This is a genomic window from Hymenobacter terrenus (assembly GCF_000972495.1).
Taxonomy (GTDB): domain Bacteria; phylum Bacteroidota; class Bacteroidia; order Cytophagales; family Hymenobacteraceae; genus Hymenobacter; species Hymenobacter terrenus.
Genome location: NZ_LATM01000004.1, coordinates 185,340 through 209,359, shown reverse-complemented (window position 1 = coordinate 209,359; position 24,020 = coordinate 185,340). Strand labels below are relative to the sequence as shown.

The 24,020-nt window shown below is 57.3% G+C and carries 22 protein-coding genes; 19 read left to right on the top strand and 3 right to left on the bottom strand.

Annotated elements, in window-relative coordinates; all coding sequences use genetic code 11:
• Positions 1 to 106: 106 nt before the first annotated feature.
• Entirely contained in the window at positions 107 to 742 is a 636-nt protein-coding gene (locus WX88_RS27405; RefSeq protein WP_052732514.1) for an OmpA family protein, read from the top strand.
• 450 nt (positions 743 to 1,192) lie between these two features.
• Positions 1,193 to 2,458: an alpha/beta hydrolase family protein gene (locus WX88_RS09040; protein WP_046244018.1), complete on the top strand. Its 1,266-nt coding sequence runs from the start codon at positions 1,193 to 1,195 to the stop codon at positions 2,456 to 2,458.
• A 99-nt stretch (positions 2,459 to 2,557) separates the two neighbouring features.
• Here the strand turns inward: WX88_RS09040 and WX88_RS09035 are convergent, their stop codons facing one another.
• Positions 2,558 to 3,457 (bottom strand): carboxypeptidase-like regulatory domain-containing protein, encoded by a 900-nt coding sequence (locus tag WX88_RS09035; protein ID WP_046244017.1) that lies wholly within the window; start codon positions 3,455 to 3,457, stop codon positions 2,558 to 2,560.
• A 226-nt stretch (positions 3,458 to 3,683) separates the two neighbouring features.
• Between WX88_RS09035 and WX88_RS09030 the strand changes: the two genes are divergently transcribed.
• The 13 genes from WX88_RS09030 (at position 3,684) to WX88_RS08970 (ending at position 20,198) form a co-directional block, all read left to right on the top strand.
• Positions 3,684 to 3,962, top strand: a complete 279-nt coding sequence (locus WX88_RS09030; protein ID WP_046244016.1) for a FeoA family protein — start codon at positions 3,684 to 3,686, stop codon at positions 3,960 to 3,962.
• Between the two features lie 36 nt (positions 3,963 to 3,998).
• Positions 3,999 to 6,140 carry a ferrous iron transport protein B gene (feoB, locus tag WX88_RS09025; protein ID WP_046244087.1) on the top strand — a complete coding sequence of 714 codons (2,142 nt, stop codon included), beginning with the start codon at positions 3,999 to 4,001 and terminating at the stop codon, positions 6,138 to 6,140.
• Between the two features lie 205 nt (positions 6,141 to 6,345).
• Entirely contained in the window at positions 6,346 to 7,593 is a 1,248-nt protein-coding gene (locus WX88_RS09020) for an efflux RND transporter periplasmic adaptor subunit (RefSeq protein WP_046244015.1), read from the top strand.
• A gap of 12 nt (positions 7,594 to 7,605) precedes the next feature.
• A complete protein-coding gene (locus tag WX88_RS09015; protein WP_046244014.1) occupies positions 7,606 to 9,066 on the top strand; it encodes a TolC family protein in 1,461 nt (486 codons plus the stop codon).
• A 48-nt stretch (positions 9,067 to 9,114) separates the two neighbouring features.
• Positions 9,115 to 9,807, top strand: coding sequence for an ABC transporter ATP-binding protein (locus WX88_RS09010; RefSeq protein ID WP_046244013.1), 693 nt, complete (start codon positions 9,115 to 9,117; stop codon positions 9,805 to 9,807).
• Positions 9,808 to 9,901: 94 nt separating this feature from the next.
• Positions 9,902 to 11,155 carry an ABC transporter permease gene (locus WX88_RS09005; protein WP_046244012.1) on the top strand — a complete coding sequence of 418 codons (1,254 nt, stop codon included), beginning with the start codon at positions 9,902 to 9,904 and terminating at the stop codon, positions 11,153 to 11,155.
• Positions 11,152 to 12,354, top strand: a complete 1,203-nt coding sequence (locus WX88_RS09000; protein WP_046244011.1) for an ABC transporter permease — start codon at positions 11,152 to 11,154, stop codon at positions 12,352 to 12,354. Before WX88_RS09005 ends, WX88_RS09000 begins: the two co-directional genes overlap by 4 nt.
• Positions 12,355 to 12,394: 40 nt before the next feature.
• On the top strand, positions 12,395 to 13,651 hold the full coding sequence (locus WX88_RS08995) for an ABC transporter permease (protein ID WP_046244010.1): 1,257 nt from the start codon (positions 12,395 to 12,397) through the stop codon (positions 13,649 to 13,651).
• The gene (locus WX88_RS08990; protein ID WP_046244009.1) at positions 13,648 to 14,829 is read left to right on the top strand and encodes an ABC transporter permease; all 1,182 of its coding nucleotides are present in this window, start codon (positions 13,648 to 13,650) and stop codon (positions 14,827 to 14,829) included. The genes WX88_RS08995 and WX88_RS08990 overlap by 4 nt, the downstream gene beginning before the upstream one ends.
• A 195-nt stretch (positions 14,830 to 15,024) precedes the next feature.
• A complete protein-coding gene (locus WX88_RS08985; RefSeq protein WP_052732513.1) occupies positions 15,025 to 15,732 on the top strand; it encodes a head GIN domain-containing protein in 708 nt (235 codons plus the stop codon).
• Between the two features lie 165 nt (positions 15,733 to 15,897).
• Positions 15,898 to 17,280 (top strand): sigma-54-dependent transcriptional regulator, encoded by a 1,383-nt coding sequence (locus WX88_RS08980; RefSeq protein ID WP_046244008.1) that lies wholly within the window; start codon positions 15,898 to 15,900, stop codon positions 17,278 to 17,280.
• 121 nt (positions 17,281 to 17,401) lie between these two features.
• Positions 17,402 to 18,706, top strand: a complete 1,305-nt coding sequence (locus tag WX88_RS08975) for a sensor histidine kinase (protein WP_046244007.1) — start codon at positions 17,402 to 17,404, stop codon at positions 18,704 to 18,706.
• A gap of 127 nt (positions 18,707 to 18,833) precedes the next feature.
• Positions 18,834 to 20,198, top strand: coding sequence for an ammonium transporter (locus WX88_RS08970; RefSeq protein WP_052732512.1), 1,365 nt, complete (start codon positions 18,834 to 18,836; stop codon positions 20,196 to 20,198).
• A gap of 69 nt (positions 20,199 to 20,267) precedes the next feature.
• Here the strand turns inward: WX88_RS08970 and WX88_RS08965 are convergent, their stop codons facing one another.
• Both WX88_RS08965 and WX88_RS08960 read right to left on the bottom strand, forming a co-directional pair.
• The gene (locus WX88_RS08965) at positions 20,268 to 20,969 is read right to left on the bottom strand and encodes an SAM-dependent methyltransferase (protein WP_046244006.1); all 702 of its coding nucleotides are present in this window, start codon (positions 20,967 to 20,969) and stop codon (positions 20,268 to 20,270) included.
• 44 nt (positions 20,970 to 21,013) lie between these two features.
• The gene (locus tag WX88_RS08960) at positions 21,014 to 21,796 is read right to left on the bottom strand and encodes an alpha/beta fold hydrolase (protein ID WP_197076726.1); all 783 of its coding nucleotides are present in this window, start codon (positions 21,794 to 21,796) and stop codon (positions 21,014 to 21,016) included.
• A 350-nt stretch (positions 21,797 to 22,146) separates the two neighbouring features.
• Here WX88_RS08960 and WX88_RS31760 point away from each other — a divergent pair, with 350 nt between their 5' ends.
• The 4 genes from WX88_RS31760 (at position 22,147) to WX88_RS08945 (ending at position 23,933) form a co-directional block, all read left to right on the top strand.
• Positions 22,147 to 22,398 (top strand): Uma2 family endonuclease, encoded by a 252-nt coding sequence (locus WX88_RS31760; RefSeq protein ID WP_316932317.1) that lies wholly within the window; start codon positions 22,147 to 22,149, stop codon positions 22,396 to 22,398.
• Positions 22,373 to 22,633, top strand: coding sequence for a Uma2 family endonuclease (locus WX88_RS31755; RefSeq protein WP_316932319.1), 261 nt, complete (start codon positions 22,373 to 22,375; stop codon positions 22,631 to 22,633). Before WX88_RS31760 ends, WX88_RS31755 begins: the two co-directional genes overlap by 26 nt.
• 86 nt (positions 22,634 to 22,719) lie before the next feature.
• Entirely contained in the window at positions 22,720 to 23,454 is a 735-nt protein-coding gene (locus WX88_RS27400) for a head GIN domain-containing protein (protein WP_052732511.1), read from the top strand.
• Positions 23,455 to 23,474: 20 nt separating this feature from the next.
• Complete coding sequence (locus tag WX88_RS08945; protein ID WP_082115933.1) at positions 23,475 to 23,933, top strand: Uma2 family endonuclease; 459 nt, start codon at positions 23,475 to 23,477, stop codon at positions 23,931 to 23,933.
• The last annotated feature ends 87 nt before the right edge of the window (positions 23,934 to 24,020 follow it).

Here is a 24,020-nt window from a genome sequence, read left to right as displayed (position 1 = left end):
TCTGCGAGTACAATATGTAAAGTAGTACGTCTCTGAAAAAAACAACACGACAGCTCACCTTACGTATTGGCAAAGTTCCACTTCTTGTACTAACCTTCCTTAATTCATGAAAAAATCCTTGCCTTCGTTGCTCGCATCAACAGCTATTATCTTATTAGCTAGTTGTGAAACCAAACATTCAGAGACTAAAGACCAGCTCAGCGAAGCCGGCCAGGATACGGCAGTTATGACCCGCGATGGCAAAACTGCCGGTGACGTAGCCAGTGATGCTGCTAGTAGCGCTGGCACAGCTATCGATAATGCTTGGGATTTGACGAAAGCCAAGCTCGCCGATGTGAAATTTAAAGAAATCTCACTGCCCGACATCAGTGTGCGCGGCGACGATAATTACAACGTGTATAGCATAGAAGAAAAAGTATTATTCGATACTGATAAAGCTGAAATCAAGCCCACGGCTGCTGAAGCCCTGAAGCAGATAACTAGCTCGATTGGTCAGCGCTACGGCAAGAGCCAAGTTCGGATAATGGGATTTGCCGATTCGCGGGGCGATAAGAGTTACAACAAAGAACTCAGTGAGCAGCGCGCTGAGGCAGTAAAAAACTACCTGGTAGCCAACGGTAGCATTGATGCTTCTCGCGTGAGTGTGGAGCCCATGGGGGAAACTAACCCCGCCGCCTCAAACGAGACGGCCGCTGGTCGGCAGGAAAACCGCCGGGTGGAAATTGCTGTGCGCACTAAGTAAGACGTGAAAGGCTGAGCCCAATAGGTATTGCTCAGTAACTAAAAAAGGCTTCTGCGTTTGGTCGCGGGAGCCTTTTTTGCTTGCTGCTCAAGAAGGATGGGCACTAGCTGGGAAAAGTAGCGTAGGTAAATTGAGTTTGACTTGCATTGTTTGTTTGTTAATACAAGCTTGTAAAATCATAGTACCATATTGCCAATAGTTATCCGTTATTTTGTGCCGTCATCATTTTGGATAAGTTAGATTGAAAAGCACCTTGCTGTCAATTTATTCTCGTGTTCACCTATTTAAGTTTTGACCTGATTGATAAATATTCACATAGTTAATAGGTGTTTTGTTTGGGTACTGTTCCTGCTGTGCCTGCCAAATAGAGGCGTTGCGTGGACCACTACTTGCACGCCATTTGCGGAAACCTTGCCGCTCGGAGGACTTTGGAAAGGTACATTACCTGTAATGGGTGAACACTTGGATTTAACTATCAGTGTGGTGCCATTGACGGGTGGTGGATACTTTGCGGCGCTGGATGTGCCAGCTCAGAAAGTCAGTCGTATGGCAGTGGAGGTCACCGTTCGCGGGGACTCGGTGCTGCTGTATATGTCAGGGGTAGGTAGTTACTATGCTGCCCGCTTCGATGCAGCCAAACAGGAACTCAGCGGTACCTGGACCCAGGCAGGAATAAAATCGGAGGTGTTGCTGCGGTATTCACCTATGCCCACACTAATGAAGCCAGGTACGCGCCTAGCGCCGCTGTATCGAGAGGAGGACGTGGTATTTAAGAATCCAGCATCGCGGCTAAACTTGGGTGGTACCCTGACCCTGCCGACCGGGCCGGGGCCGTTTCCGGCAGTAGTTTTGGTGAGTGACCTCGGGATGCAAGACCGCGACGGCACCGTGGGCGACTACCGGTTGATGGCCTCGCTGGCTGATCACTTGTCCCGGCACGGTGTGGCTGTGCTGCGCTACGACGACCGGGGCGTGGGCAAATCTGGTGGCAACACTGCTACGGCAACCACCGCCGCGCTGGTCAGCGACGTGCAGACGGCGTTAAATTTTCTGCGCTCCCGGTTGGAGGTTAATATCAGCCGCATTGGGGTAGTGGGGCACGGCGAAGGTGCCAATGTGGCTCTGCTAACGGCGGGCCAGCCATTGCCGCCGGCTTTTGTAGTGTCGTTGGCTGGCTATGGCCTCACCGGCGAGCAAACGTTGCTTCAACAAAAAGTGGCGCAAATGCGGGCCCAAAAGGTTGACCCAATACTGATTCGAGCGACCTATGAGCGTCAACGCACTATGTACGACGTCATCTGCCATACCAGTAGACCGCAGGCCCTGTCTATTGTAAGCAATATGTTGCGTCAGGAAGAGCCTAACTTAGATCCCAGCGCTGCTCAATTAGCCGCTACTCAGTTGCTCACGCCTTGGCAGCGCTATTTTCTGACTTTCGACCCCATTGCCGAACTTGACCAGGTACATTGCCCGGTATTACTTCTCAGCGGCACTGATGATTGGGAAGCACCCGCTGAGCTGCACCAGACTGCTTTGGAAAAGGAGTTGAAAAGCATAAACCACAACATCACAGCCAAGCGCCTGCCGGGAGTTAATCACCTGTTTCAACCCGCAAAAACGGACTGGACCCTGATGGACGGTGAGATGAAGCCATTGCTTTCGCCCTCAGCTGCGGGGGTGATTCAAGATTGGATAACAGGGTTCTCCAAAAAATAATCCTCGTGAATCTGTCATAAACGAATCGTCGATTGAGAGTTGACTGATAATTGTATATCAGCCAACTCTCAATCGACGATTCGTTTATGACAGAAGCTTTTACTTAATCATGTCTACTTCAGCCTTGATCATCGCATTGTAGCGCAAGCCTTGGCTGTTGGCTGCTGTGATGAGGCTCCAACCCTTCCCCATGGAGTAGTTCCAGGTGCGGCTCTCCTTAAACTCAAAGGTGGGACGCATAATCTGACCGTAGGGTGTATAGTCGTCCATAAAGTTGGTGGTGAAGAATTTATCTCCGCTAACTACCCATTCCATCGCGACAAAGAATCCTTCTTCCGGCGCAGCAATGTTATAGGGGGTAAGGTCGACCGTATACCACTGCCCACCTTGGGGAGCCGAAACGACTACATTTTCGGTCAGTAGGTCGGTATTAGGCGCGTTGTAGTTGCCATCGGCCTTGTAGAGGCGCACGCGAAAGGGCTCGCGGGGGAAGCCGTTCTCGCCAATGTAGAACGACACTGTGCGCACGTTGCCGAGGCGCTTGTTTTTGTCGTTCTTAACGAAAAAGGCGTACTGGCTGCCGGGCAGGCCTTGAATCATGCCTTCACCGGGGTTATCAGAACGAGCTCCAAGCCCCAGATTTTTGACTTTTCCGGCTTTCACCACCACATTGCCCAACTGCACAACTCGCTTGGGTACTTCAATGGTGAGATTGGGTACGTTAACGTCGCGTTTGACATACACTGCCCGACGAGCGTAGCCAAGAGCGATGATAACCAGAGAATCGTCGGGATTCTTACTGGGTGCTGGCACAACAAATTGGCCGTGCTCGTTGCTCAGGGCACCAACCTGCTCGTTTTTCAGTCCAATCGAAGAAAAAGGCAGTGGTTCTTTGGTGTCCTTGTCGATAATAACTCCTTTAACTTGGAACTGTTGCGACCAGCCAGAAGTTACAGCGGCAGCAAAGAATAATGCTATTAAAAGTAGGCGTGTATACATATTAGATTAGGTAGAACAAACAAAATTACAAATATCGGGACGGAAAGTTATTAGAAATAATTAGTAGTTGCAACACTAACAGAAGAGGCTGGTGCGAGATTATTTAATCTAAGCCTCCAAACCAACTTATTTTTTCTGTCTAAAAAGATAGATAGCCAAAAAGCTTTTAGTGCCGTATCTTTGTTTGTATTCTTTCTAAATAAGAACCTATCCCCCCTCCGCACCTGTGACTTTATTCCGTCGTTCTTCGCAATTTGTCGTTGCTGATGCTGCTGTTCGGCGCACTGCCAAAGACTTGCGCCTGGGCGAAACCGGAACTATTTGTTGCCTGGAGGACCCCGAGATGGCGCTTAAGCTGCTGGAAATGGGTTGTGTACCAGGTGTAAAAGTCCGTTTAAGCGGCCGGGCCCCATTGGGCGACCCGCTGATGCTGGTGCTCGGCGACCAAGAGTACACGCTGTCGGTGCGCGCCAGTGAGGCCGCCACCATTTTGCTGAAAGAATAAGAGGAGAGGATGGCGGTGACGGCGAGCAATTCGGTGATGGCAGCGCCCAGCGCGGTGCAAACCGGCCCGGCGGCTAGTCCCCGGCCCCTGCGAATCGCGCTGATTGGTAACCCCAACAGCGGTAAAACTTCATTATTTAATCAACTCACCGGGCTCAACCAGAAAGTAGGTAACTTTCCGGGAGTGACGGTGGACCGCAAGTCAGGCTTTGCCCAGCTCACGCCGGCGCAGCGGGCCGAAATTGTGGACTTGCCCGGCACGTACTCGCTTTACCCCAAAAGCCTGGACGAGAAGGTAATCACAGACTTACTGTACGATAAAACGGCGGCCAGCTACCCCGACTTCGTGGTAGTGACGGTGGATGCTAACAATCTGCGGCGGAGCCTGCTGCTCTTTACGCAGCTCGGCGACCTGGGTCTGCCAGCGGTGCTGGCCCTGAACATGATGGATGTGGCCGAGCGCCACGGGGTGCGCATCGACCTAGCCGCGCTGGAGCGCGAATTGGGTGTGCCCATCATTCCGATGAATGCCCGGAAAGGTATTGGGGTGGCGGCACTCAAGATTGTGATGGCCCAGCGGCTGGATGCGCCGCCAGTACGCTTCTGGGAGCCCGACGAAAAGCTGCTGCCACTGGTGCGGCAAATCCGCTATTACTTCGACCTGCACAATGATTATTTGGCGTTGCATTACGCGCAGCAGTACCGCCAGATTGGCTTTCTGAGTGCTGATGACAAGGCCTATTTGCAGGAACTAACGCAGCAATATGGGTTTGATGCCACGCCGGCGCAGGCGGCCGAAACCATTGCTCGCTACACGCGCATCAACGAAATTCTGCTGGAAACGGTGACGGTGACCCGCACCGAAACCCGCGAGCCCGTGAGCAACCGCATTGATAAGGTGCTGACGCATCGGGTGGGTGGCTACCTTATTTTTCTAGGCATTCTGTTCACGCTGTTTCAGGCCATTTTTGCCTGGGCGCAGTACCCTATGGATTGGATTGACCAGGGGATTTCGGCATTGAGCGCTGGCATTCAGGATAATTTTCATGGGCCGCTGGTGCGGCTGCTCACCGAAGGTGTACTAGCCGGACTGGGCGGGGTGCTGATATTCATTCCGCAGATTGCCTTGCTGTTTGGCTTTCTGGCGGTGCTCGAGGAAACGGGCTATATGGCTCGGGTCACTTTTTTGATGGACAAGCTGATGCGGCCATTTGGGCTGAGCGGCAAGAGCGTGGTACCGCTGATATCGGGACTGGCGTGCGCGGTGCCGGCCATCATGGGGGCGCGTACGATTGAGAGTTGGAAAGACCGGATGATAACCATTTTTGTGACGCCGCTGATGTCGTGCTCGGCCCGCATTCCGGTGTACACGGTGCTGGTGGCGCTGGTGGTGCCGGACCAGGCGGCGTGGGGCATTTTCAACCTGCGCGGCGTGGCACTAATGGGGCTGTATTTGCTCGGTTTGTTTTCGGCGTTGGGCTCGGCCTGGGTCTTGAAAAAGGTGCTAAAGGCGCGGGAGCGGAGCTATTTTATCATGGAGTTTCCGGTGTACCAGTGGCCGCGCTGGAAGAACGTGGGGCTGACCATTTACCAGAAAGTGCAGGCGTTCGTGTTTCAGGCTGGCAAGGTGATTATCGCCATCTCGGTGTTGTTGTGGGTGTTGGCCAGCTACGGCCCGGGCCAGCAGCAGGGAACGGCCGAAACTCAGGTACGTCAACAGGCTGCAACCCAGCATTGGAGTGAAGATGAAGTAGGCCGGCGGGTGGCCTCGGCCCGATTGGAGAATTCGTACGCAGGCTCGTTTGGGCAGGCGCTGGAACCGGCCATCCGGCCGTTGGGCTACGATTGGAAGATTGGTATTGCGCTGCTTACTTCGTTTGCGGCACGGGAAGTGTTTGTCGGCACCATTTCTACTATCTACAGTGTCGGACAGGACGCCGATATGGGCACGCTCCAACAGAAGTTACAGGCCGAGAAAGACGCCAATGGCCAGCCGTTTTTCACGCCGGCACGGGCATTTTCGCTGCTGGTATTCTACGTATTTGCCATGCAGTGCATGAGTACGCTGGCCGTGACCTACCGTGAGACGAAAAGCTGGAAGTGGCCATTGGCGCAGCTGCTATACATGACTGGGCTGGCCTACGTGGCGGCGCTGGCAGTGTACCAAGTACTGGCCTAGCAATGCCGGTAATGGTTTGTCGAAGTGCAAATTAGAAAGCCAATAAGCGAGACTGTCCGTTTGGAAACAAAGTGTCCAGAAATGGACGCATTTTTCAGCCGGGTGTAAATTGATATAATTGCTTTGGGATTGATAAATAGGTTGTTGTGCAAATGGCACGCGGCTTGGCAATGAATGGGGGAACCATCCTCATTCCTGCACGAAAATGGACAGAGCCATTGCCCCTGCTACTAAGAACCAACGACAGCGTCGGCGCTGGCTGCTTGGGGTAGCAGTATTAATATTGTTAGTGGGAGCGGTGCTGGCCTTTCGGTCGATGTTAAAGCCCAGCATCCGCCGTGGCGATTTGCTGATAGCAACGGTGGAAACCGGTGATGTAGAAGCTTCACTGACGGCGGCGGGTACAGTGATTCCGGGGCGGGAAGCAGTGCTTACCAGCCCCCTACAGAGTACTATTCGCCGGGTGGCGGTGGAGGTGGGGGCGCGGGTGAAGCCGGGCCAGACCATTCTGGAGCTGGACAAGGAACTAGCTAATTCATCGCTGGCCAAGCTGGACGACGAGCAGCTTCGTAATCAGAATAAGAACTCGCAGCTGCAGCTCTCGCTGGAGCGCAGCCTGAACGACTTGCGCGTGCAGGCCCAAGTGCAGGCCGTGAAGGTGCGCAGCTTGCAGTCGGCCCTGCGCGACGAGCAGCAGTTGCTGAAAATCGGGGGCGGCACCGCCGAAAACGTGCGGCAGGCCGAATTGAACCTGACTGTGGCGGAGTTGGAAGCAAAACGCCTGGCTCGTCAGATTCAGACGCAGCAGCGCTCTAACGCCGCCGACGTGCGCGAGCTGGGCTACACAGTTTCAATGCAGCAGCGCAGTATTTCGGAGCTGGCTACCAAGCTGCGGCAGGCCGATATCAGCAGCCAGCAGCCGGGAGTGCTCACGTGGGTGAATGAGAACATTGGCACCACGGTGCAGGCCGGCGACCCGCTGGCGCGGGTGGCCGATTTGAGCAGTTTCCGGGTGCGGGCCACGATTTCGGACACCTACGCTGATGCGCTGCGCCAAGGCGACCCCGTGAACGTGCGCATCAACGGCACCGACTTGCGTGGTACAGTGGCCAGCATCAGCCCGAGTGTGGAGAAAGGCGTGGTGACGTTTTATGCCCAGCTTGAAAACCCGCGCCACCCGGCGCTGCGGCCCAACCTGCGGGTGGATGTATTTGTGATAACCCGCGCCAACCACGGCGTACTGCGAGTGAAAAACGGGCCATTCTATCAAGGTGGCAAGGAGCAACCAGTGTTTGTAGTGAACAATGGCCGCGCCGTGCGGCGGACGGTGCGCTTCGGCGACAGCAACTTTGATTTCGTGCAAATCGCGGGCGGGCTGCGGGTGGGGGAAGAAATTGTCCTGTCAGACATGAAGGAGCATCTGAATACGCCAGAGCTGACAATCAACGAATAAGGCCGTCCGACGATGAAACTCCGCGCTTTCTTCTTGCTATTGCTGCTGGCACTGCTTCAGCAGCCCGCCACCGGGCAGGCCCTGGTGCCTACCCTGACACTATCCGATGTTATTGCCCAGGCGCTCAACCATTCGGCCGCAGGCCAGCAGGCCATTACCAACCGCGAAACCGGCTACTGGGCCTGGCGCGGCTACCGGGCTAATTACCGCCCGCAGTTGGGTTTGCAGGGCACGCTGCCCAATTTTAGTCGCGTGATTACCCCCGTGGTGCAGCCCGATGGCACCACCGATTTCCGGGCCGTGCGCATCAATAACTCCAATGTGGCCCTCAGCTTGAGCCAGAACGTGGGGTGGAGCGGGGCGCAGGTGTTTGTGGGTGCCGAAGTGCAGCGGTTTGATGATTTCAACGGCAACCTGCGGCGCTACAACAACCAGCCCCTGACCGTGGGCATTACTCAGCCGCTGGGACAGTTTAATGGGCTGAAGTGGGCGCGGGCTATTGAGCCGTTGCGCTACCAGGAAAGCCAGCGCAGCTTCGTGGAAGAGCGGGAAACCGTGGCCCAGCGCGTCACGGAGCTGTATTTCGACGTGCTGCTGCAACAAGTGAACGCCGCCGTGGCCGGTCAGAACGCCCAAGCTACAGCCGAGCTGCTGCGCATTGGCCGCGAAAAGTTTGCGCTGGGCCGACTTTCGCAGAGCGACTTACTACAGCTCGAATTGAACTTGCTGGATGCCCGCCAGGCCCAAACCCAGGCTCGTCTCGATGCCGAAAGCGCGGCCGTGGACCTGCAGGCCTACACCGGCCAGCCAGCCGTTGAGGGGGCCGGCACGCTGGCCGTGCCCGCGCGGGCGCCACAGCCGACTGTGGCGCCCGCGCAGGCCCTGGCCGAGGCCCAGCAACACCGCAGCGCCACGCTGGCCTTCCGCCGACGCCTGCTGCAAGCCGAGCGCGATGTGGCGCAGGCGCGGGGAACTACCGGTTTTCAAGCCACGCTCACGGCCAACCTTGGCTATGTTAACCAGGCGCCTAATCTGGTGGATTCTTATGCCAACCTGCAAAACCAGCAGCAGGTACGCCTGGCCTTCACGCTCCCGCTCGTGGACTGGGGCCGCCGCCAATCCATCGTGAGAACTGCTGAGCTAGCCCGGGACCAGACTCGCCGCGACGTGGCCCAGGAAGCGCGCAGCTTCGAGCAAACGGTGCTTACGCAGGCCGGCCAGCAAGCCGCCCTGGCCGAGCAACTGCGTCTGGCTGGTCGCGCCGACTCGTTGGCCCAACGCCGCTACGACATTGCCCGCGCCACCTACGTGCTGGGCCGTATCAGCCTCACCGACCTGACCCTGGCTTCGGTGGCTAAGGATGCGGCGCGGCGCGGCTACATCTTCGCCTTGCGGGCGGGCTGGGTAGCCTATTACCGCCTGCGGGCGTTGACCTTGTACGACTTTGAACGACAAGCTTCCTTGCTCAAATAAGGAAGCCGCTCCTCACCTCATTATTCCATCATCTCATTACCTCCACTCGTGAAAGCCACCCCTCTCACGCCAGTCCTTCGGCTGAGCGAAATAGAAAAGGTCTATCAGACCAGAGACATTGAAACCGTCGCCCTCAACCGCGTGAACCTGACCATTTACAAGGGCGAGTTCGTGTCCATCATGGGGCCCAGCGGCTGCGGCAAGTCGACGCTGCTGAGCCTGATGGGCCTGCTCGATGAGCCCACCAGCGGCACGATTGAGGTGAATAGCCGTCCTGTGGAGTCGTACTCCGACAAGGAGCTGGCGGGGCTGCGCAACCTGAAAATCGGCTTCGTATTTCAGAGCTACCACCTGATAAACGACCTCACGGTGCTCGACAATGTGGAGTTGCCCCTGCTATACCGGCCCGGCATTGGGGGGAAGGAACGGCGGCAGCGGGCGCTGGAGGCCCTTGATAAGGTAGGGCTAAGTGCCCGCACCGGGCATTTTCCCAGCCAGCTCTCGGGGGGGCAGCGGCAACGGGTGGCCATTGCCCGGGCCCTGATTGGCCGCCCGGAAATCATTCTGGCCGACGAGCCAACCGGCAACCTCGACTCGGTGATGGGTGAGGAAATCATGGCCCTGCTGCTGGGGCTGAACCAGCAGGAAGGCACCACCATCGTGATGGTAACCCACGACGAGCAGCAGGCCCGGCAAACGGAGCGGCTGATTCGACTTTTCGACGGCAGCCAGGTGGGGTGAAGCTGATTATAGATTCAGGCTTGAATTATAAAGGAATAATGGACGCGCATGTCAACTTATAATTCATGACTCAAAACTCACAATTTCCAAGTCCATGTTACTCTCTTATCTAAAAATTGCTTGGAAGGTGCTCCTGCGGCGCAAGTTCTTCACCTTCATCAGCCTGTTCGGCATCAGCTTTACCCTGATGATTCTGCTGGTGCTGTACGCCATGTTCGACTTTACCGTGGGGCCGCAAACGCCTGAGAAGCGGGTGGACCGGCTGCTGTTCATCAACCGGTTGGGATTGGCCATGCCAGGTTCGGATGCTACATCCAATCCGAGCTATTCGTTTTTAGAGCGCTACGTCCGGCCGCTGCGCACGCCGGAGAAGGTATCCATCAGCACCGCTGGGGGGAGCACGGTTGCCTACCTTGGCAATAATAGACTCGATCTGGACGAGCGATTTACCGACGCGGAGTTCTGGCAGGTACTCGACTTTGACTTCGTGGAAGGTCGACCCTACAACGAGTCGGAAGTGCGGGCCGCGACTCGTGTGGCAGTCATCAATGAGAGTACCAGTCGCAACTATTTTGGCACTGCCCGCGGCGTGCTGGGCCGCTTCGTCGAAATCGATGGAGTGCGCTACCGGGTAGTAGGCCTAGTGCGCGATGTGCCCGCTACGCGGCGTTTTTCTTACGCCGACGTGTGGATGCCGATTACTACCAGCGCCGAGGATATTCGTAATCCCGATTACTTGGGCTCGTGCATCGCCATTCTGCTGGCTCGTCGCCCGGCTGATATACCTGCAATACAACGGGAATTTGCCCAAGTAGTAGCTGGGGCGCCGGTGCCCAAGCTAGGCGGCATGGCTTTTAAGGAAGTGCGGGTATATGCCGAGTCGTTGCTGACGGCCACGGTACGGGATGAGTCCAACGAACACGGCGCCGATGCCGGGGTGGGGCGGCTTGTGGGCATAGTAGTGGGGCTAGCGCTATTGTTTATGCTATTGCCGGCGCTGAATCTGGTGAACATCAACGTGAGTCGTATCCTGGACCGCAGCTCTGAGATTGGGGTGCGCAAGGCCTTTGGGGCCACCAGTGGCACGCTTATCGGTCAGTTTCTGATCGAAAACCTTTTCCTGACACTATTGGGTGGGCTGCTCGGGCTGGCCATGGCCGCAGGCATGCTACACTTGCTCAATGGCAGCGGCTTGATAGCCCACACGCAATTCGGTATCAACGGGCGGGTTTTTCTGGGTGCACTGGTCGCCAGCGTGGTTTTTGGGGTGCTCTCGGGCGTGTACCCCGCCTACAAAATGTCGAAACTACACGCCGTTCAGGCATTAAAAGGAGGAACCAACGTATGATACGTCATCTGTTTACCTTGATTTGGAACCGGCGCCGGGCAAACTTCCTGCTCGTCACCGAAATCCTGCTTGCCTTCGTGGTATTGTTCGCGGTAGGTAGCCTGCTGGTGTACAATCAGCAGAACTACCGCTCCCCACTGGGCTTCGAATATGGGCAGGTCTGGCGCGTGACAATAGACCCCGGCAGCCAGCCCGAAGCCGAGCGCACGGCCACGCTCCAGCAGGTGGTGCAACGCTTGCAGAGCATTCCGGGCGTGCAGTACTTGGCCTATATTACTTCTAACACTCCTTTTTCCGGTAATAGTAGTAACACTGATATAAGCCGCACCAAAAAAGAGGGTGCCAGCATCGGTGTTAATGTGTATGGTATGGGCGACGACATGGCGAAGGTGCTGGGGCTGAGCATTGCCCAAGGACGGTGGTTCGACAAGCGCGATGATGCAGGTACCCGGCCACCAATCCTGCTCTCGCAGGATGCCCAGGAAGCGCTCTTTCCGCAGCAGTCGGCGGTTGGGCAACTCGTATACAATAACGGGGGCGAATATCAGGTAGTAGGGGTCGTTCCGAACTTCCGCGCCGATGGGGACCTGGCTTCGCCGAAGCCCGCAATTTTCCGGCGAATGAGTCTTCAGGACAGTTCTTTCGCTAAGCTATCGAGTTTCGTGTCCGGGTTCAGGCTCTTGGTGCGGGTGCAGCCGGGGGCTGGGGCCGCATTGGAACGGCAGATGAACACCGAAATCACGGCTATTGGCAAAGGGTGGAAAGTGGGCATCACGCCGCTATCGAAGCAGCGGGCAGCGCAGCTGAAAAAGGTGCTGACGCCTATCGTGGCCATGGTGCTGTCCTGCGTGTTCCTGGTGGTGAACGTGGCGCTGGGCCTGTTCGGGGTGCTGTGGCAAACCATCAACCAGCGCCGGTCCGAGATTGGGCTGCGCCGGGCCATGGGGGCCAGTGCCGGGGCCATCAGCGGGCAGGTGGTGGGCGAGATTCTGGTCGTGACCACGTTCGGGCTGGTGCTGGGGCTGGGCGTGGCGGCGCAGTTCCCGCTGCTGGGCGTGCTGGGGGTGAGCGTGGGGGTGTATCTGACGGCCATGGTGCTGGCCACGGGGCTCATCTATGCCCTCACGGCTATTTGTGCGCTGTATCCCAGTCGCTTGGCCGCGGGCATTCACCCCGCAGTGGCGCTGCGTGAGGAGTAGGCTCGCGGTTTTGATGCATAAGTTTCAATTAGTCAAAGTCATGTTACTCTCTTATCTAAAAATTGCTTGGAAGGTGCTCCTGCGGCGCAAGTTCTTCACCTTCATCAGCCTGTTCGGCATCAGCTTTACCCTGATGATTCTGCTGGTGCTGTACGCCATGTTCGACTTTACCGTGGGGCCGCAAATGCCCGAGAAACGGCTGAGCCGGCTGCTGTTCATCAGTCAGTTAGCGCTATTGGGACAAGGAGGCGAGCTTGGCGACTCGCCGCCAAGTTATTCTTTTCTGGAGCGTTACGTCCGACCGTTGCGCACCCCGGAAAAGGTATCAATTAATACCCTTGGGGGCACGACGGTGGCTTACGTCGGCAACCAAAAACTAAAGCTGGACCACAAATACACAGACGCGGAATTCTGGCAGGTCCTTGACTTTGATTTTCTGGAAGGCCGGCCCTATACCGCGCCGGAAGTAAAGGCAGCGGCGCACGTGGCCGTTCTTAGTGAAAGCGGTGCCCGCAACTATTTTGGTACTGCGCGCGGCGTGGTGGGACGCACTATCGTCACGGACGAACTGAGCTACCGGGTGGTCGGCGTGGTGCGCGACGTGCCCGCTGCGCGCACATACTCCTATGCCGAAGTATGGCAACCTATTACCACCAGTACTCAGGATATTCGTGACCCCAGTTATCAGGGACCGTGTATGGCCATTCTGTTAGCTCACAGTGCGGCCGACGCGCCCACTGTGCAGCGGGAATTTGCCCAGGTTGTGAGCCGGATACCCGTACCAAAGGAAGAAGGCTGGCACATAGATAAAGTACAGATATACGCTGGGTCGCTGCTGTCGACCACAGTGCGGGATGTATTTGACAATACCGGTCCCGACGATGGGGTAGCCCAATTCCTGGCCATTATCAGTGGGCTGGGGCTGCTATTCATGCTGTTGCCGGCGCTGAATCTGGTGAACATCAATGTGAGTCGTATCCTGGACCGTAGCTCCGAAATAGGGGTACGCAAGGCCTTTGGTGCCACCAGCGACGCGCTCATCTGGCAGTTTCTGATTGAGAACCTTTTCCTGACGCTACTTGGTGGAATATTAGGACTAGGGCTGGCGGCGGGCGCGTTGCATCTGCTCAATAGCAGTGGTCTGATTGCCCACACGCAGTTCAGTATCAACAGCCGGATTTTTCTAAGCGCGCTCGGTGCTATCCTGCTTTTTGGATTGCTCTCGGGCGTATACCCTGCCTATAAAATGTCGAAGCTACACGTCGTACAAGCCTTAAAAGGAGGAACCAACGTATGATACGTCACCTGTTTACCTTGATTTGGAACCGGCGTCGGGCCAACTTTCTGCTCGTCACTGAAATATTTCTGGCTTTCGTTGTCCTGTTTGTGGTAGGTAGCCTGCTGGTGTACAATCAGCAGAACTACCAGAACCCACTGGGCTTCGAATATGAGCAGGTTTGGCGGGTAGGCCTCGACCCTGGTACCCAGCCCAAAGCCGAGCGGCTGAGCACCCTGCGGCAGATAATACAGCGACTAAGAGGCCTGTCGGGCGTCCAGGCACTCGGTCTTACTTACTCTAATACCCCGTTTACCGACAACCATAACACCGGCGATGTGAACGCAGTCAAGGGTGGTCATAAAGTAGAGGTTAATTCCTACTGGATGGAAGACGACATACGTGACGTATTGTCGTTACGCGTACTGGCTGGCCGTTGGTTTGACAAGCGCGACGATGCCTCTAACGTTCCACCAGTCATTCTTACCCAGGATGCGCAAGAGCAATTATTCCCACAACAGTCTGCGCTGGGCCGAATTGTGTACAAAGGCAAGAAAGAATTTCGGGTGGTGGGAGTAGTAGAAAATTTCCGAGGTGACGGCGATTTGTCTAGTCCTAAACCAGCCATTCTTAGGCGGCTTACCGCTCAGGATACCTCCTACGTAGGTTTCTTCACGCTACTAGTGCGAGTGCGGCCAGGAACTGGCGCCGAGCTGGAGCGCCAGATGACAATTGAAAGCCTGGCCATTGGCAAGGGTTGGAGTGTGGGCATCACGCCGCTGCCCGAGCAGCGGGCAGCGCAGCTGAAAAGGGTGCTGACGCCCATCGTGGCCATGGTGCTGTCCTGCGTGTTCCTGGTGGTGAACGTGGCGCTGGGCCTGTTCGGGGTGCTGTGGCAAACCATCAACCAGCGCCGGTCCGAGATTGGGCTGCGCCGGGCCATGGGGGCCAGCGCCGGGGCCATCAGCGGGCAGGTGGTGGGCGAGATTCTGGTCGTGACCACGTTCGGGCTGATGCTGGGGCTGGGGGTGGCGGCGCAGTTTCCGCTGCTGGGCGTGCTGGGGGTGAGCGTGGGGGTGTACCTGACGGCCATGGTGCTGGCCACGGGGCTCATCTATGCCCTCACGGCGATTTGTGCGCTGTATCCCAGTCGCTTGGCCGCGGGCATTCACCCCGCAGTAGCGCTGCGTGAGGAGTAGGCTTGCCCTACCGCTAACCTATTAATCGGGCGGGCCAGTACGGATAAGTTCAGGCTAAGTACGCCTGGGGCGCGGCTTCTAAGTTCGGTTTATTTTACTCAGACTTGTAACGAATGCTCCTTTGCCCCGGTAGTCGGGCCGAATTAAGTTAGACCGACTCATTAATTTTTCTCACTCGCTTACTCACCTCTAACCATGAAAAACCTAGTAGTACCCGCGCTGCTTTGGCTGCTGGCCTTTGTGCCCGCCATTGCCCAAATCAATCCCGAAGTGCGCACCGTCGGCACTTTTCACGCCTTGCAGGTTTCCAACGGCATTGAAGTAAACCTAATGGCCGGCTCAACTCAGCTAGTGGAGGCCAGTGCCGACACGCCCGAGCAACTGGCCCGGCTTAAAACGGAAGTCCGCGACGGCGTGCTGAAAATCAGCTTCGACCGCAAGCAGGATGAGAACTGGGGCAAGAGAAACTATATCCGCAACCTGCGGGTGAACGTGACGGCGGCCCCGCTCACCAGCCTCAGCGCCAGTAGTGGGGCCAAGGTGGAAGTGAAAGGCGCCTATGCTGCCAACGAATTCAAATTGGAGCTTTCCTCTGGCGCCACTTTCACCGCCGCCACCTTCACGGCGCCCGCTTTACAAGCCAGCGTGAGCAGCGGCGGCGTGGCCACGCTGGGTGGTAAAATCCCGCGCCTGGATGTGCAGGCATCGAGCGGCGCGGTGTTTAAGAGCAAAGAACTACAAGTGGCTACCTGCCAAGCCTCGGCTTCGAGCGGGGGTAACATCGCGGTAGACGTGCAGGAAAGCCTGACGGCCGAGGCGTCGAGCGGCGGCGGCGTGCGCTACACCGGGGCGCCAAGAATCATGAAACACACCAGCAGTGGCGGCAGCGTCAGTAGCCGTTAGAGGGCTGGTTCTCATTGGCAGATCAATCGTTGGCTCGTCATGCAGAGCGCAGCGAAGTATCTCGCGTGCTTTCACTAATTCAATCAATTGGGCTACTAACAAGCGAGATGCTTCGCTGCGCTCTGCATGACGTTCTAGCTCACCTCGTATCTACTTTTCTGCATCATGTTCCTCATCATTGACGACGACCTCGCCGTTCGTACCTCACTCAAGCTACTGCTGAAGCAGGCCGGCTACCCCGCGCAAGCTGTGGCCACACCCACCGAAGCCTTGGCCGTGGTGCGCGAAGCCCCGCCCCGGCTGGTATTGATGGATATGAACTTCTCCCTCGCAACTACCGGTGCCGATGGCCTGGCCCTGCTGCGCCAGGTGAAGCAACTGGCCCCGCAGGTGCCCGTCATCCTTATCACTGGCTGGGGCTCTATCAGCCTGGCGGTGGAAGGCATGAAAGCCGGCGCGGCCGAATTCGTGACTAAACCTTGGCATAACGACGCCTTGCTGCAAACCATCGGCACGGTGCTCAGCCTGTACGAAGCCGCGCCGGCCGATGCTGACACCCCCGCCGCCAGCCGCCGCCAACTCGACAAGCAGTACCGGTTTACCGACATCATCGGGCAAGATGCGCAGCTGCTGCAGGTGCTGCGCAACGTGGGCCAGGTGGCTGCCACCGATGCTTCGGTGCTGATTGAAGGCGACAGCGGAACCGGCAAGGAGCTTATCGCCGAGGCCATTCACCGCAACAGCCAGCGCCGTAATCAGCCCTTCGTGAAAGTGAACCTGGGCGGCATTTCCTCCTCGCTGTTCGAAAGCGAGATGTTCGGCCACCGGCGCGGCGCCTTCACCGACGCCAAGGCCGACCGCGTGGGCCGCTTTGAGTTGGCCAACGGCGGCACTATTTTTCTCGATGAAATTGGCGAGTTGGAGTTGGCCAGCCAGGTGAAGCTGCTACGTGTGCTACAAGACCGTACCTACGAAGTGCTTGGCGATAGCAAGACCCGCCGCCTCGACATCCGGGTCATTGCTGCTACCAATCGCAACCTGGCCGAGATGGTAGCGCAGGGCCGTTTCCGCGAAGACCTGTTCTATCGCATCAACCTGATTACCGTGCGCCTGCCCGCCCTGCGCGAGCGTCCGGCCGATATTCCATTGCTCACCCAGCACTTTGTCGACCAGCTACGGGCTACTTACCAGCGCCCCGCCCTCAAAGTCAGCACCCAGGCCCTGCACTGGCTGCGCGAGCAACCCCTGCCCGGCAACATCCGCGAGCTGAAGAACCTGGTGGAGCGGGCCGTGCTCGTGAGCGGCAAAGATGAGCTGGGGCCCGAAGACTTTCAGGCCAACGCGCAGCGCCTGCCCGTGCGTGCGCCCGCGCCCGGCGAGTTGCCCACCCCCGGCACCATGACCCTCGACGAGCTCGAAGCCCAAATGATTCGGCAGAGCCTCGCGCACTACGACGGCAACATCAGCCGCGTGGCCAAAGCCCTGGGTCTGAGCAGAGGCGCCCTATACAGAAGGTTCGAAAAGCACGGCATTCCCTACGAACAATAATCTGCCCGTTTGTGGCGCGGAGCCTTGGCTTCGCGTAATGCCCGCACCGCTCCCGCACTATATTACCAGTTAAGGTGCGTAATATCGTTCAATGCCTCACGGAGCGAAGGCTCCGCGCTACATGACTCTTCGGACCAAATTTCTGCTTTTTGTCGCCATCATTCACGTGGTGCTCATTGCGCTGGCCACGCAGTTGCGCACCAGCAATCCGGTGCTGTTCGTTGTTTCCGAAGCGCTATTGGTGGTAAGCATCGTCCTCACTGTGCAATTGTACCGAGGTTTTGTGCGGCCGTTTCAGCTCATTGCGGCGGGCACGGCGGCCATTCAGGCCAAGGATTTCTCTATGAAGTTCGTGCCAGTGGGGCAGCGTGAGATGGACCAACTCATCACCGTCTACAACCAGATGATTGACGAGCTGCGGCATGAGCGAGTGAGTCAGCACGAAAAAAGCTTCCTGCTCGAACACCTCATTCAAGCCTCGCCGGCTGGTGTGCTCATTCTGGATTTTGAAGGCCGGCTCGAAAGCGTGAATGCCGCCGCCGAGCGGTTTCTGGGACAGCCTGCCGAAGACCTGCTGGGCCAATTGCCAGCCGAACTGCCCGGTGCCTGGGGCCCGGCGTTGGCGGCCCTGACCGAGAACCAGCCGCAATCCCTGCGCCTTTCGGGCCTGCAAACCTACCGTGCCCACGTCGCGCACTTTCTCGATCGGGGGTTCACCCGCCGCTTCATTTTGCTCGAAGAGTTGACCCAGGAGCTTATCAAGCAAGAGAAACAGGCCTACGGACAGTTGATTCGGATGATGTCGCACGAAATCAACAACTCCATCGGAGCCATCAACTCCATCCTGCACAGTTTCCATTACTACGCCCCGCAGCTAGCCGCCGACGACCAACCTGACTTCACCCAGGCGCTCGACGTCAGCATCACCCGCAATACGCAGTTGGCCAACTTTATTGCCAACTTCGCCCGCCTCGTTCGGCTGCCGCCACCCACCCTGCAGCCCACCGATGTACACACGCTGCTCCGCGGCATCTGCCGCCTGCTGCAACCCCAAAGCGAGGAGCGTCGCATCCACTGGCATCTGGAAATCCCCCCGACTCCGCTGCTGCTCAATCTCGATGCCCAGCAAATGGAGCAGGTCTTGCTCAATATTGCCAAAAACGCCCTCGAAGCCATTGGGCAGGATGGTAACATCTGGGTGCGCACTGTAGCCGCGCCGGCCACTATCACAATAGAGAACGACGGCCCCAGCATCACCCCCGAAATAAGCCAGCAGTTGTTCACACCCTTTTTCAGCACCAAGCGCGACGGCCAGGGCATCGGCCTCACGCTGGTTCGGGATATTCTACTAGCTCACGGCTTCCAGTTTCGGTTGGAAACAAATGACACCACGCAACGCACTGCATTCATCATGGAAACGAAGTAGGGGTATGAGAAAGAAGGTAGCGGTATTCAGTTTATGATGAAATTTTATAGATCACCCCTCATTCGTGATGGGGTATCAAGTAAATAGTTGCTTAATTTCGCGGAGTGCCTTTGAATTCACTCATATTATGACTCGCAAGCAATATTTAGCTACCGCCTGCTTAGGCTTGATCTTACTATTAGCCGGCTTGGCAGCGTTTCTGCCTCAAGACCACCCCGACGCTAAACCCAACGCCTTCAACCCCGCCGATTTAGCTTGGATGTTGTCCGCCTCCGGCCTCGTGTTATTGATGACACCAGGTCTGGCTTTTTTCTACGGCGGCATGGTGAGCAAGCGCAACGTTATTTCCACCATGCTACAGAGCTTTATAGCCTTGGGCGTGATTTCAATGCTGTGGTATGTGGTCGGTTTTTCGCTGGCGTTTGGCGACAGCATCGGCGGCGTTATCGGCAATCCGATGACGTTCTTCATGTTCAATCACGTGGGCACCGCCCCGCACCCACGCCTAGCCACAAACTTGCCACTGGTGCTTTTCGCCGCGTTCCAACTGAAGTTCGCCATCATTACGCCGGCTCTCATCAGTGGCGCCTTTGCCGAGCGAATTCGTTTCTGGGGCTACCTCTTGTTCATGTGCCTGTTCAGTCTGCTCATCTACTGCCCCCTGGCCCACTGGACCTGGCACCCCGATGGCTTCCTACTCAAATGGGGGGTGCTCGACTTTGCCGGAGGCACGGTGGTGCACATCTCGGCGGGCTTCGCGGCGCTGGCCGGCGCCCTGGCGCTGGGTCGTCGGCACTCCCACCTCGAAGGCCACACCCACGTGCCCCCCAACGTGCCGTTCATCCTCATCGGCACGGGCCTGCTCTGGTTTGGCTGGTTTGGTTTCAACGCCGGCTCAGCCCTGGCCGCCAATACGGTAGCTGTGCAGGCCTTTATGACCACGCACTTAGCCTCAGCCGCCGCCATGCTCACCTGGATGATGATTGAAGCCGTGCGCGGGCAGCGGCCCTCAGCGGCAGGGGCGGCTATTGGGGCGGTAGTAGGTTTAGTGGCCATCACGCCCGCCGCGGGCTACGTGAACTATGGCCCGGCGCTGTTCATTGGGGTGGTATCGGCGGCCATCAGTGCCGGTGCGGTCGATTTGAAAAACCGCACTACGCTCGACGACACGCTCGATGTGTTTCCCTGCCACGGCGTAGGCGGCATCGTGGGCATGATTATGACGGCCATCTTCGCCAAAGAAGGCGGCCTGATTACCGGCTCAGTTACCTTGCTCTGGCACCATCTGGGCGCACTGGCCTTCATCTCGGTCTTTACTTTCGGCGGCTCCTATCTGCTCTATAAGTTTACCAACCTGCTCATCCCCATTCGAGTAAATGCCATTCACGAAGCCCATGGCCTCGACATGAGCCAGCATGGCGAAACTGTATTGCCCATCGCGGAAGAGGTAGTGCGGACCGAGAACTTGCAGTTTGTGGTTAAGGCCTCGTAAGAGCCGCGATTAGCTGAGAAAGAGACTTCCGGCCTTCCAAATCAGAGGCCGGAGGCTTCTTTCTCAGTCCTAGGTGCCGAGCACAAATACCGTCGGAATCTTGTGCAGCGCTGGGGCTGGCAGGCGCCGCCAGTCGGCTACCGATAGGGTCTTGATAAATTCGTCGGTACCGGTCACGTCAGCAGCCACGCACAGGCGGGTGTCGGGCTGCAAGTGGGCTAGTAAATCGGCAAACAATGCTCCGTTGCGATAGGGAGTTTCAATAAACAACTGCGACTGCTGCCGCTGCTGTGCTTCTTTTTCCAGCGTTTTAATGGCTGCCACGCGCGGTGCCTTTTCAATGGGCAAGTACCCGTGAAACGCAAACTGCTGCCCATTCAGGCCAGATGCCATTAGCGCTAATAACAGCGAAGATGGCCCCACCAGCGGCCCCACTTTAATGCCCAGCCGATGAGCCTCGCGCACCAGCGCCGCGCCGGGGTCGGCAATGCCGGGGCAGCCCGCTTCGCTGAGAATGCCGCCGTCGATTCCTTCTTTCGTCAGGGGAACCAGGGCGGCGCGCACCTCGGCGTCGGTGCTGTCTTTGTCGATAACTGTGAAGCGGATGTCCTCAATCACGCGGTGCGGAGCCACGCTTTTTACGAAGCGCCGGGCTGTACGTGCGTTCTCTACCAGGAAGTAGGGGAGGGCCGCCACGGCTGCCACTACCTGGGGCGGTAGTACCTGAGGCACCGTGTCTTCGGCAAGCGGCGTGGGGATGAGGTACAGCAATTAGGCGTCGAAGGTTAAGTAGGGAAGAATTAAAGAGGCTATTATCAACTCAGCGCAAAGGCGCGCACCAACCCGAAAACTTCCTCTGGCTTTTCAGCATGTACCCAATGGCCGGCATCGACCACTGTGGCTACCTGGGAGTTCGGGAATAGTGTCGGAATGTCGTGCAGCTTGTCCTCCGCTGTGATATAATCGGAGTTGCCGCCCCGGATAAACAGCGCTGGCTTCAGAAAGGGGGTGTGGCTTTCCGTGGCTTCGCCGATGGCCGGCAATTGGGCCGCGAGCACATCGAGATTGATGCGCCAAGCGAAGGAATTATCCTCCTTGCGGTACAGATTTTTTAGCAAAAACTGCCGGGTGCCTAGGTTGCGAACGTGCGGAGCCAGGGCGGTGTCGGCTTCCTGCCGGCTACTGATGGCGGCGAGGTCTACTGCGTGCAGGCCGTCCAGGATATCGTCTTGGTGGCGCATGTCGGAGAAGCGTGGGGCAATATCGATGACGATAAGCCGGGCCAACCGCTCAGGGTGGGCCAGGGCCAGGCACATGGCCACCTTGCCACCCATGCTGTGGCCGAGGAGCGTCGTATCGGCTCCCAGTTGAAGGTGGTCGAACAAGGCCAGCACATCTTCCACCATGAGCGGGTAGGAGTGCTCGGGGCTGTGGAAGGAGCGGCCATGATTGCGCAAATCCACGCTGATGACGCGCAGGCCGGCTTCGGTGGCCCAGCGTCGGGCCAGCGTCTGCCAGTTGTCGAGCGTGCCAAACAGGCCGTGGAGGATGACCAGGGGCCGGCCCTGGCCTTGGTCGAGATGGTGAAGCAAAGGCATGGGGCAAAAATAGCGAAAGCCTTCCCGGCGAGACCGTAGAAGTTTCGGAGAATGGCGTCAGTTTGAAACACCACGCCTACTTGGCGCTTACGGCTTCATTGGAATGAAGGGGCATCGAACGCATGGGGGAATTGTAATACAGCGGGCGGTCCACGAGATAGCCGTTCGCCTGCACGTCGGATTTTAGTCGTGGGCGCTGGACTCGCGTATTTTTATTGACGCGCAACGCATCCTTCCCTATGGCTTTCATCACCTCACTTTCGCAGCTCGACCCCGACCAAAAATATAGTTACGCTGACTACCTGACGTAGCGGTTCGACGAATTGGTGGAGCTTATCAGGGGAAGGCTGATGCGGCCGATGGCGGGTCCTAATCGGCTGCATCAGATTTATTCAGGTAACCTTTTGGGCGAAATCCGACAGCATTTAAAAGGCCAGCGACACCAAGTATACCATGCCCCTTTCGATGTGCGGCTGACCACTGCCGGAGCCGATGGTGACCAGCAGATTCAGACAGTAGTGCAGCCCGACATCTGCGTGGTATGCGGACCGGACCAAGCTCGACGACTGCGGCTGCCTGGGCGCGCCGGACTGGATTATTGAAATCCTCTCGCCTGGCAACATCGCCCGCGACACCAAAATAAAGTTCGACCTCTACGAAGAAAGTGGGGTGCTGGAGTACTGGATAGTTTTTCTGGGGGTGAAAACCGTGGCGGCTTATGTGCTCGAAAATGGCCAGTACCAGTTGGTCGGTGAGTATTTCACGCCCGGCCCCATTCCGGTGCGTCCCCTACCGGGCCTCCTGCTGGAGTGGAGCGAGGTATTTGCGGAGGTGTAGCTCAACCCGGCAACCTTCGTAGTTACAATAGCATCCTTGGTTAGCGCTAAGCGTTTCGTAAATTATTTACTTTTCACCTTTTTCTAATGAACAAGCTGCGTATTCAATTAATGTGGGCCGGGCTGGTGGTCGTGGTCGCAGGAATTCTTTCATCATTCAGCACGGTGCGGCTCGAAGCCCAGCGCGAAACCCGGTCGGTGGGTCCATTCACAGAAGTCAGTCTTGGGGGCTCGGCGCACGTGGTGCTTAAGCAGGGCAGTCCACAAAGCGTAGTGGTAGAAGCCTCTCCCGAGGCCTTGGCCAGATTTGAAACCGTGGTGGAAAACAAGCAGCTCCACCTGCGCCACCGTCGGGACAATGATAAAAAAGGCTGGTTCGACAATAAATCCCAAGAACCGGTGACGGTGTATGTGACGGCGCCCGACCTTACCGCCTTGCGCGTGGGCGGCTCCGGCAAGCTCGAAGTAGAGGGCCCTTTGAAAGCCAATGCTATAACCCTGGCAATGGCTGGCTCGGGTAATCTGCTGGTGCCGCAGCTCACTGCCTCCAGCCTCGAAACGGCGGTGGCCGGCTCGGGGACTGTGCTGATTGGAGGCAATTGCCCGAACCAGGAAATTCGCATCAGCGGCTCGGGCAACGTGAAAGCGCACAACCTGAAAACCGAAACCTGCACGGTGCGCGTTAGCGGGTCGGGCAATGCCCACGTGTATGCCAGCAAGACAGCTGAAGCCAGCATCTCAGGCTCGGGCAACGTGTTTGTGGCTGGTGGCGGTCAAATGAGTAGCTCGGTGCGCGGCAGCGGACGCATAGCCAAAGAGTAAGCCCGACTTGGTAGGCTGTTATAGAATACATTACGGCACTGGCAAACCACCTTGCCGCTAAAAGCTGCAAAGTGTTCGTGGCACCTTTCGATGTGCGGCTGACCACTGCCGGGGCCAATGGTGACCAGCAGATTCAGACTGTGGTTCAGCCCGACATCTGCGTGGTGTGCGATGCGGGGCAGCTGGACGAGCGGGGCTGTGTGGGTACCCCAACGCTGGTGGTGGAAATTCTGTCGGCCAGTACGATGGCCTACGATACGAAGGTGAAGTTCGACCTCTACGAGGAGAGCGGCGTGCTGGAATACTGGATAGTATCGCCGGGCAAGCAGGGCATGGCGGTATATGCGTTGCACGAGGAGCGCTACCAGACCGTGGGCAGCTTTTACAGGCCCGGCCCGATTGCGTGCCACACGCTACCCGAATTGGCGCTAGACTGGGTTGATATCTTCCACCCGTCGGTAAAAGCAGCAGGGGTATAAAATTCGGGCATAATAGCAGGCGGGCCCGACCGTCGCAGGCTGGGTACCGTACCTTTGACCAGCCGCAAGGCAGTTAAAATTCCCCAT

Excerpts from the sequence above, each read along its gene's own strand:
- WX88_RS27405 (WP_052732514.1), top strand. The coding sequence starts at position 107 with ATGAAAAAATCCTTGCCTTCGTTGCTCGCATCAACAGCTATTATCTTA.
- WX88_RS09040 (WP_046244018.1), top strand. The coding sequence starts at position 1,193 with ATGGGTGAACACTTGGATTTAACTATCAGTGTGGTGCCATTGACGGGT.
- WX88_RS09035 (WP_046244017.1), bottom strand. The coding sequence starts at position 3,457 with ATGTATACACGCCTACTTTTAATAGCATTATTCTTTGCTGCCGCTGTA.
- feoB (WP_046244087.1), top strand. The coding sequence starts at position 3,999 with ATGGCAGCGCCCAGCGCGGTGCAAACCGGCCCGGCGGCTAGTCCCCGG.
- WX88_RS09020 (WP_046244015.1), top strand. The coding sequence starts at position 6,346 with ATGGACAGAGCCATTGCCCCTGCTACTAAGAACCAACGACAGCGTCGG.
- WX88_RS09015 (WP_046244014.1), top strand. The coding sequence starts at position 7,606 with ATGAAACTCCGCGCTTTCTTCTTGCTATTGCTGCTGGCACTGCTTCAG.
- WX88_RS09005 (WP_046244012.1), top strand. The coding sequence starts at position 9,902 with ATGTTACTCTCTTATCTAAAAATTGCTTGGAAGGTGCTCCTGCGGCGC.
- WX88_RS09000 (WP_046244011.1), top strand. The coding sequence starts at position 11,152 with ATGATACGTCATCTGTTTACCTTGATTTGGAACCGGCGCCGGGCAAAC.
- WX88_RS08995 (WP_046244010.1), top strand. The coding sequence starts at position 12,395 with ATGTTACTCTCTTATCTAAAAATTGCTTGGAAGGTGCTCCTGCGGCGC.
- WX88_RS08990 (WP_046244009.1), top strand. The coding sequence starts at position 13,648 with ATGATACGTCACCTGTTTACCTTGATTTGGAACCGGCGTCGGGCCAAC.
- WX88_RS08985 (WP_052732513.1), top strand. The coding sequence starts at position 15,025 with ATGAAAAACCTAGTAGTACCCGCGCTGCTTTGGCTGCTGGCCTTTGTG.
- WX88_RS08980 (WP_046244008.1), top strand. The coding sequence starts at position 15,898 with ATGTTCCTCATCATTGACGACGACCTCGCCGTTCGTACCTCACTCAAG.
- WX88_RS08975 (WP_046244007.1), top strand. The coding sequence starts at position 17,402 with ATGACTCTTCGGACCAAATTTCTGCTTTTTGTCGCCATCATTCACGTG.
- WX88_RS08970 (WP_052732512.1), top strand. The coding sequence starts at position 18,834 with ATGACTCGCAAGCAATATTTAGCTACCGCCTGCTTAGGCTTGATCTTA.
- WX88_RS08960 (WP_197076726.1), bottom strand. The coding sequence starts at position 21,796 with ATGCCTTTGCTTCACCATCTCGACCAAGGCCAGGGCCGGCCCCTGGTC.
- WX88_RS31760 (WP_316932317.1), top strand. The coding sequence starts at position 22,147 with ATGCGGCCGATGGCGGGTCCTAATCGGCTGCATCAGATTTATTCAGGT.
- WX88_RS27400 (WP_052732511.1), top strand. The coding sequence starts at position 22,720 with ATGAACAAGCTGCGTATTCAATTAATGTGGGCCGGGCTGGTGGTCGTG.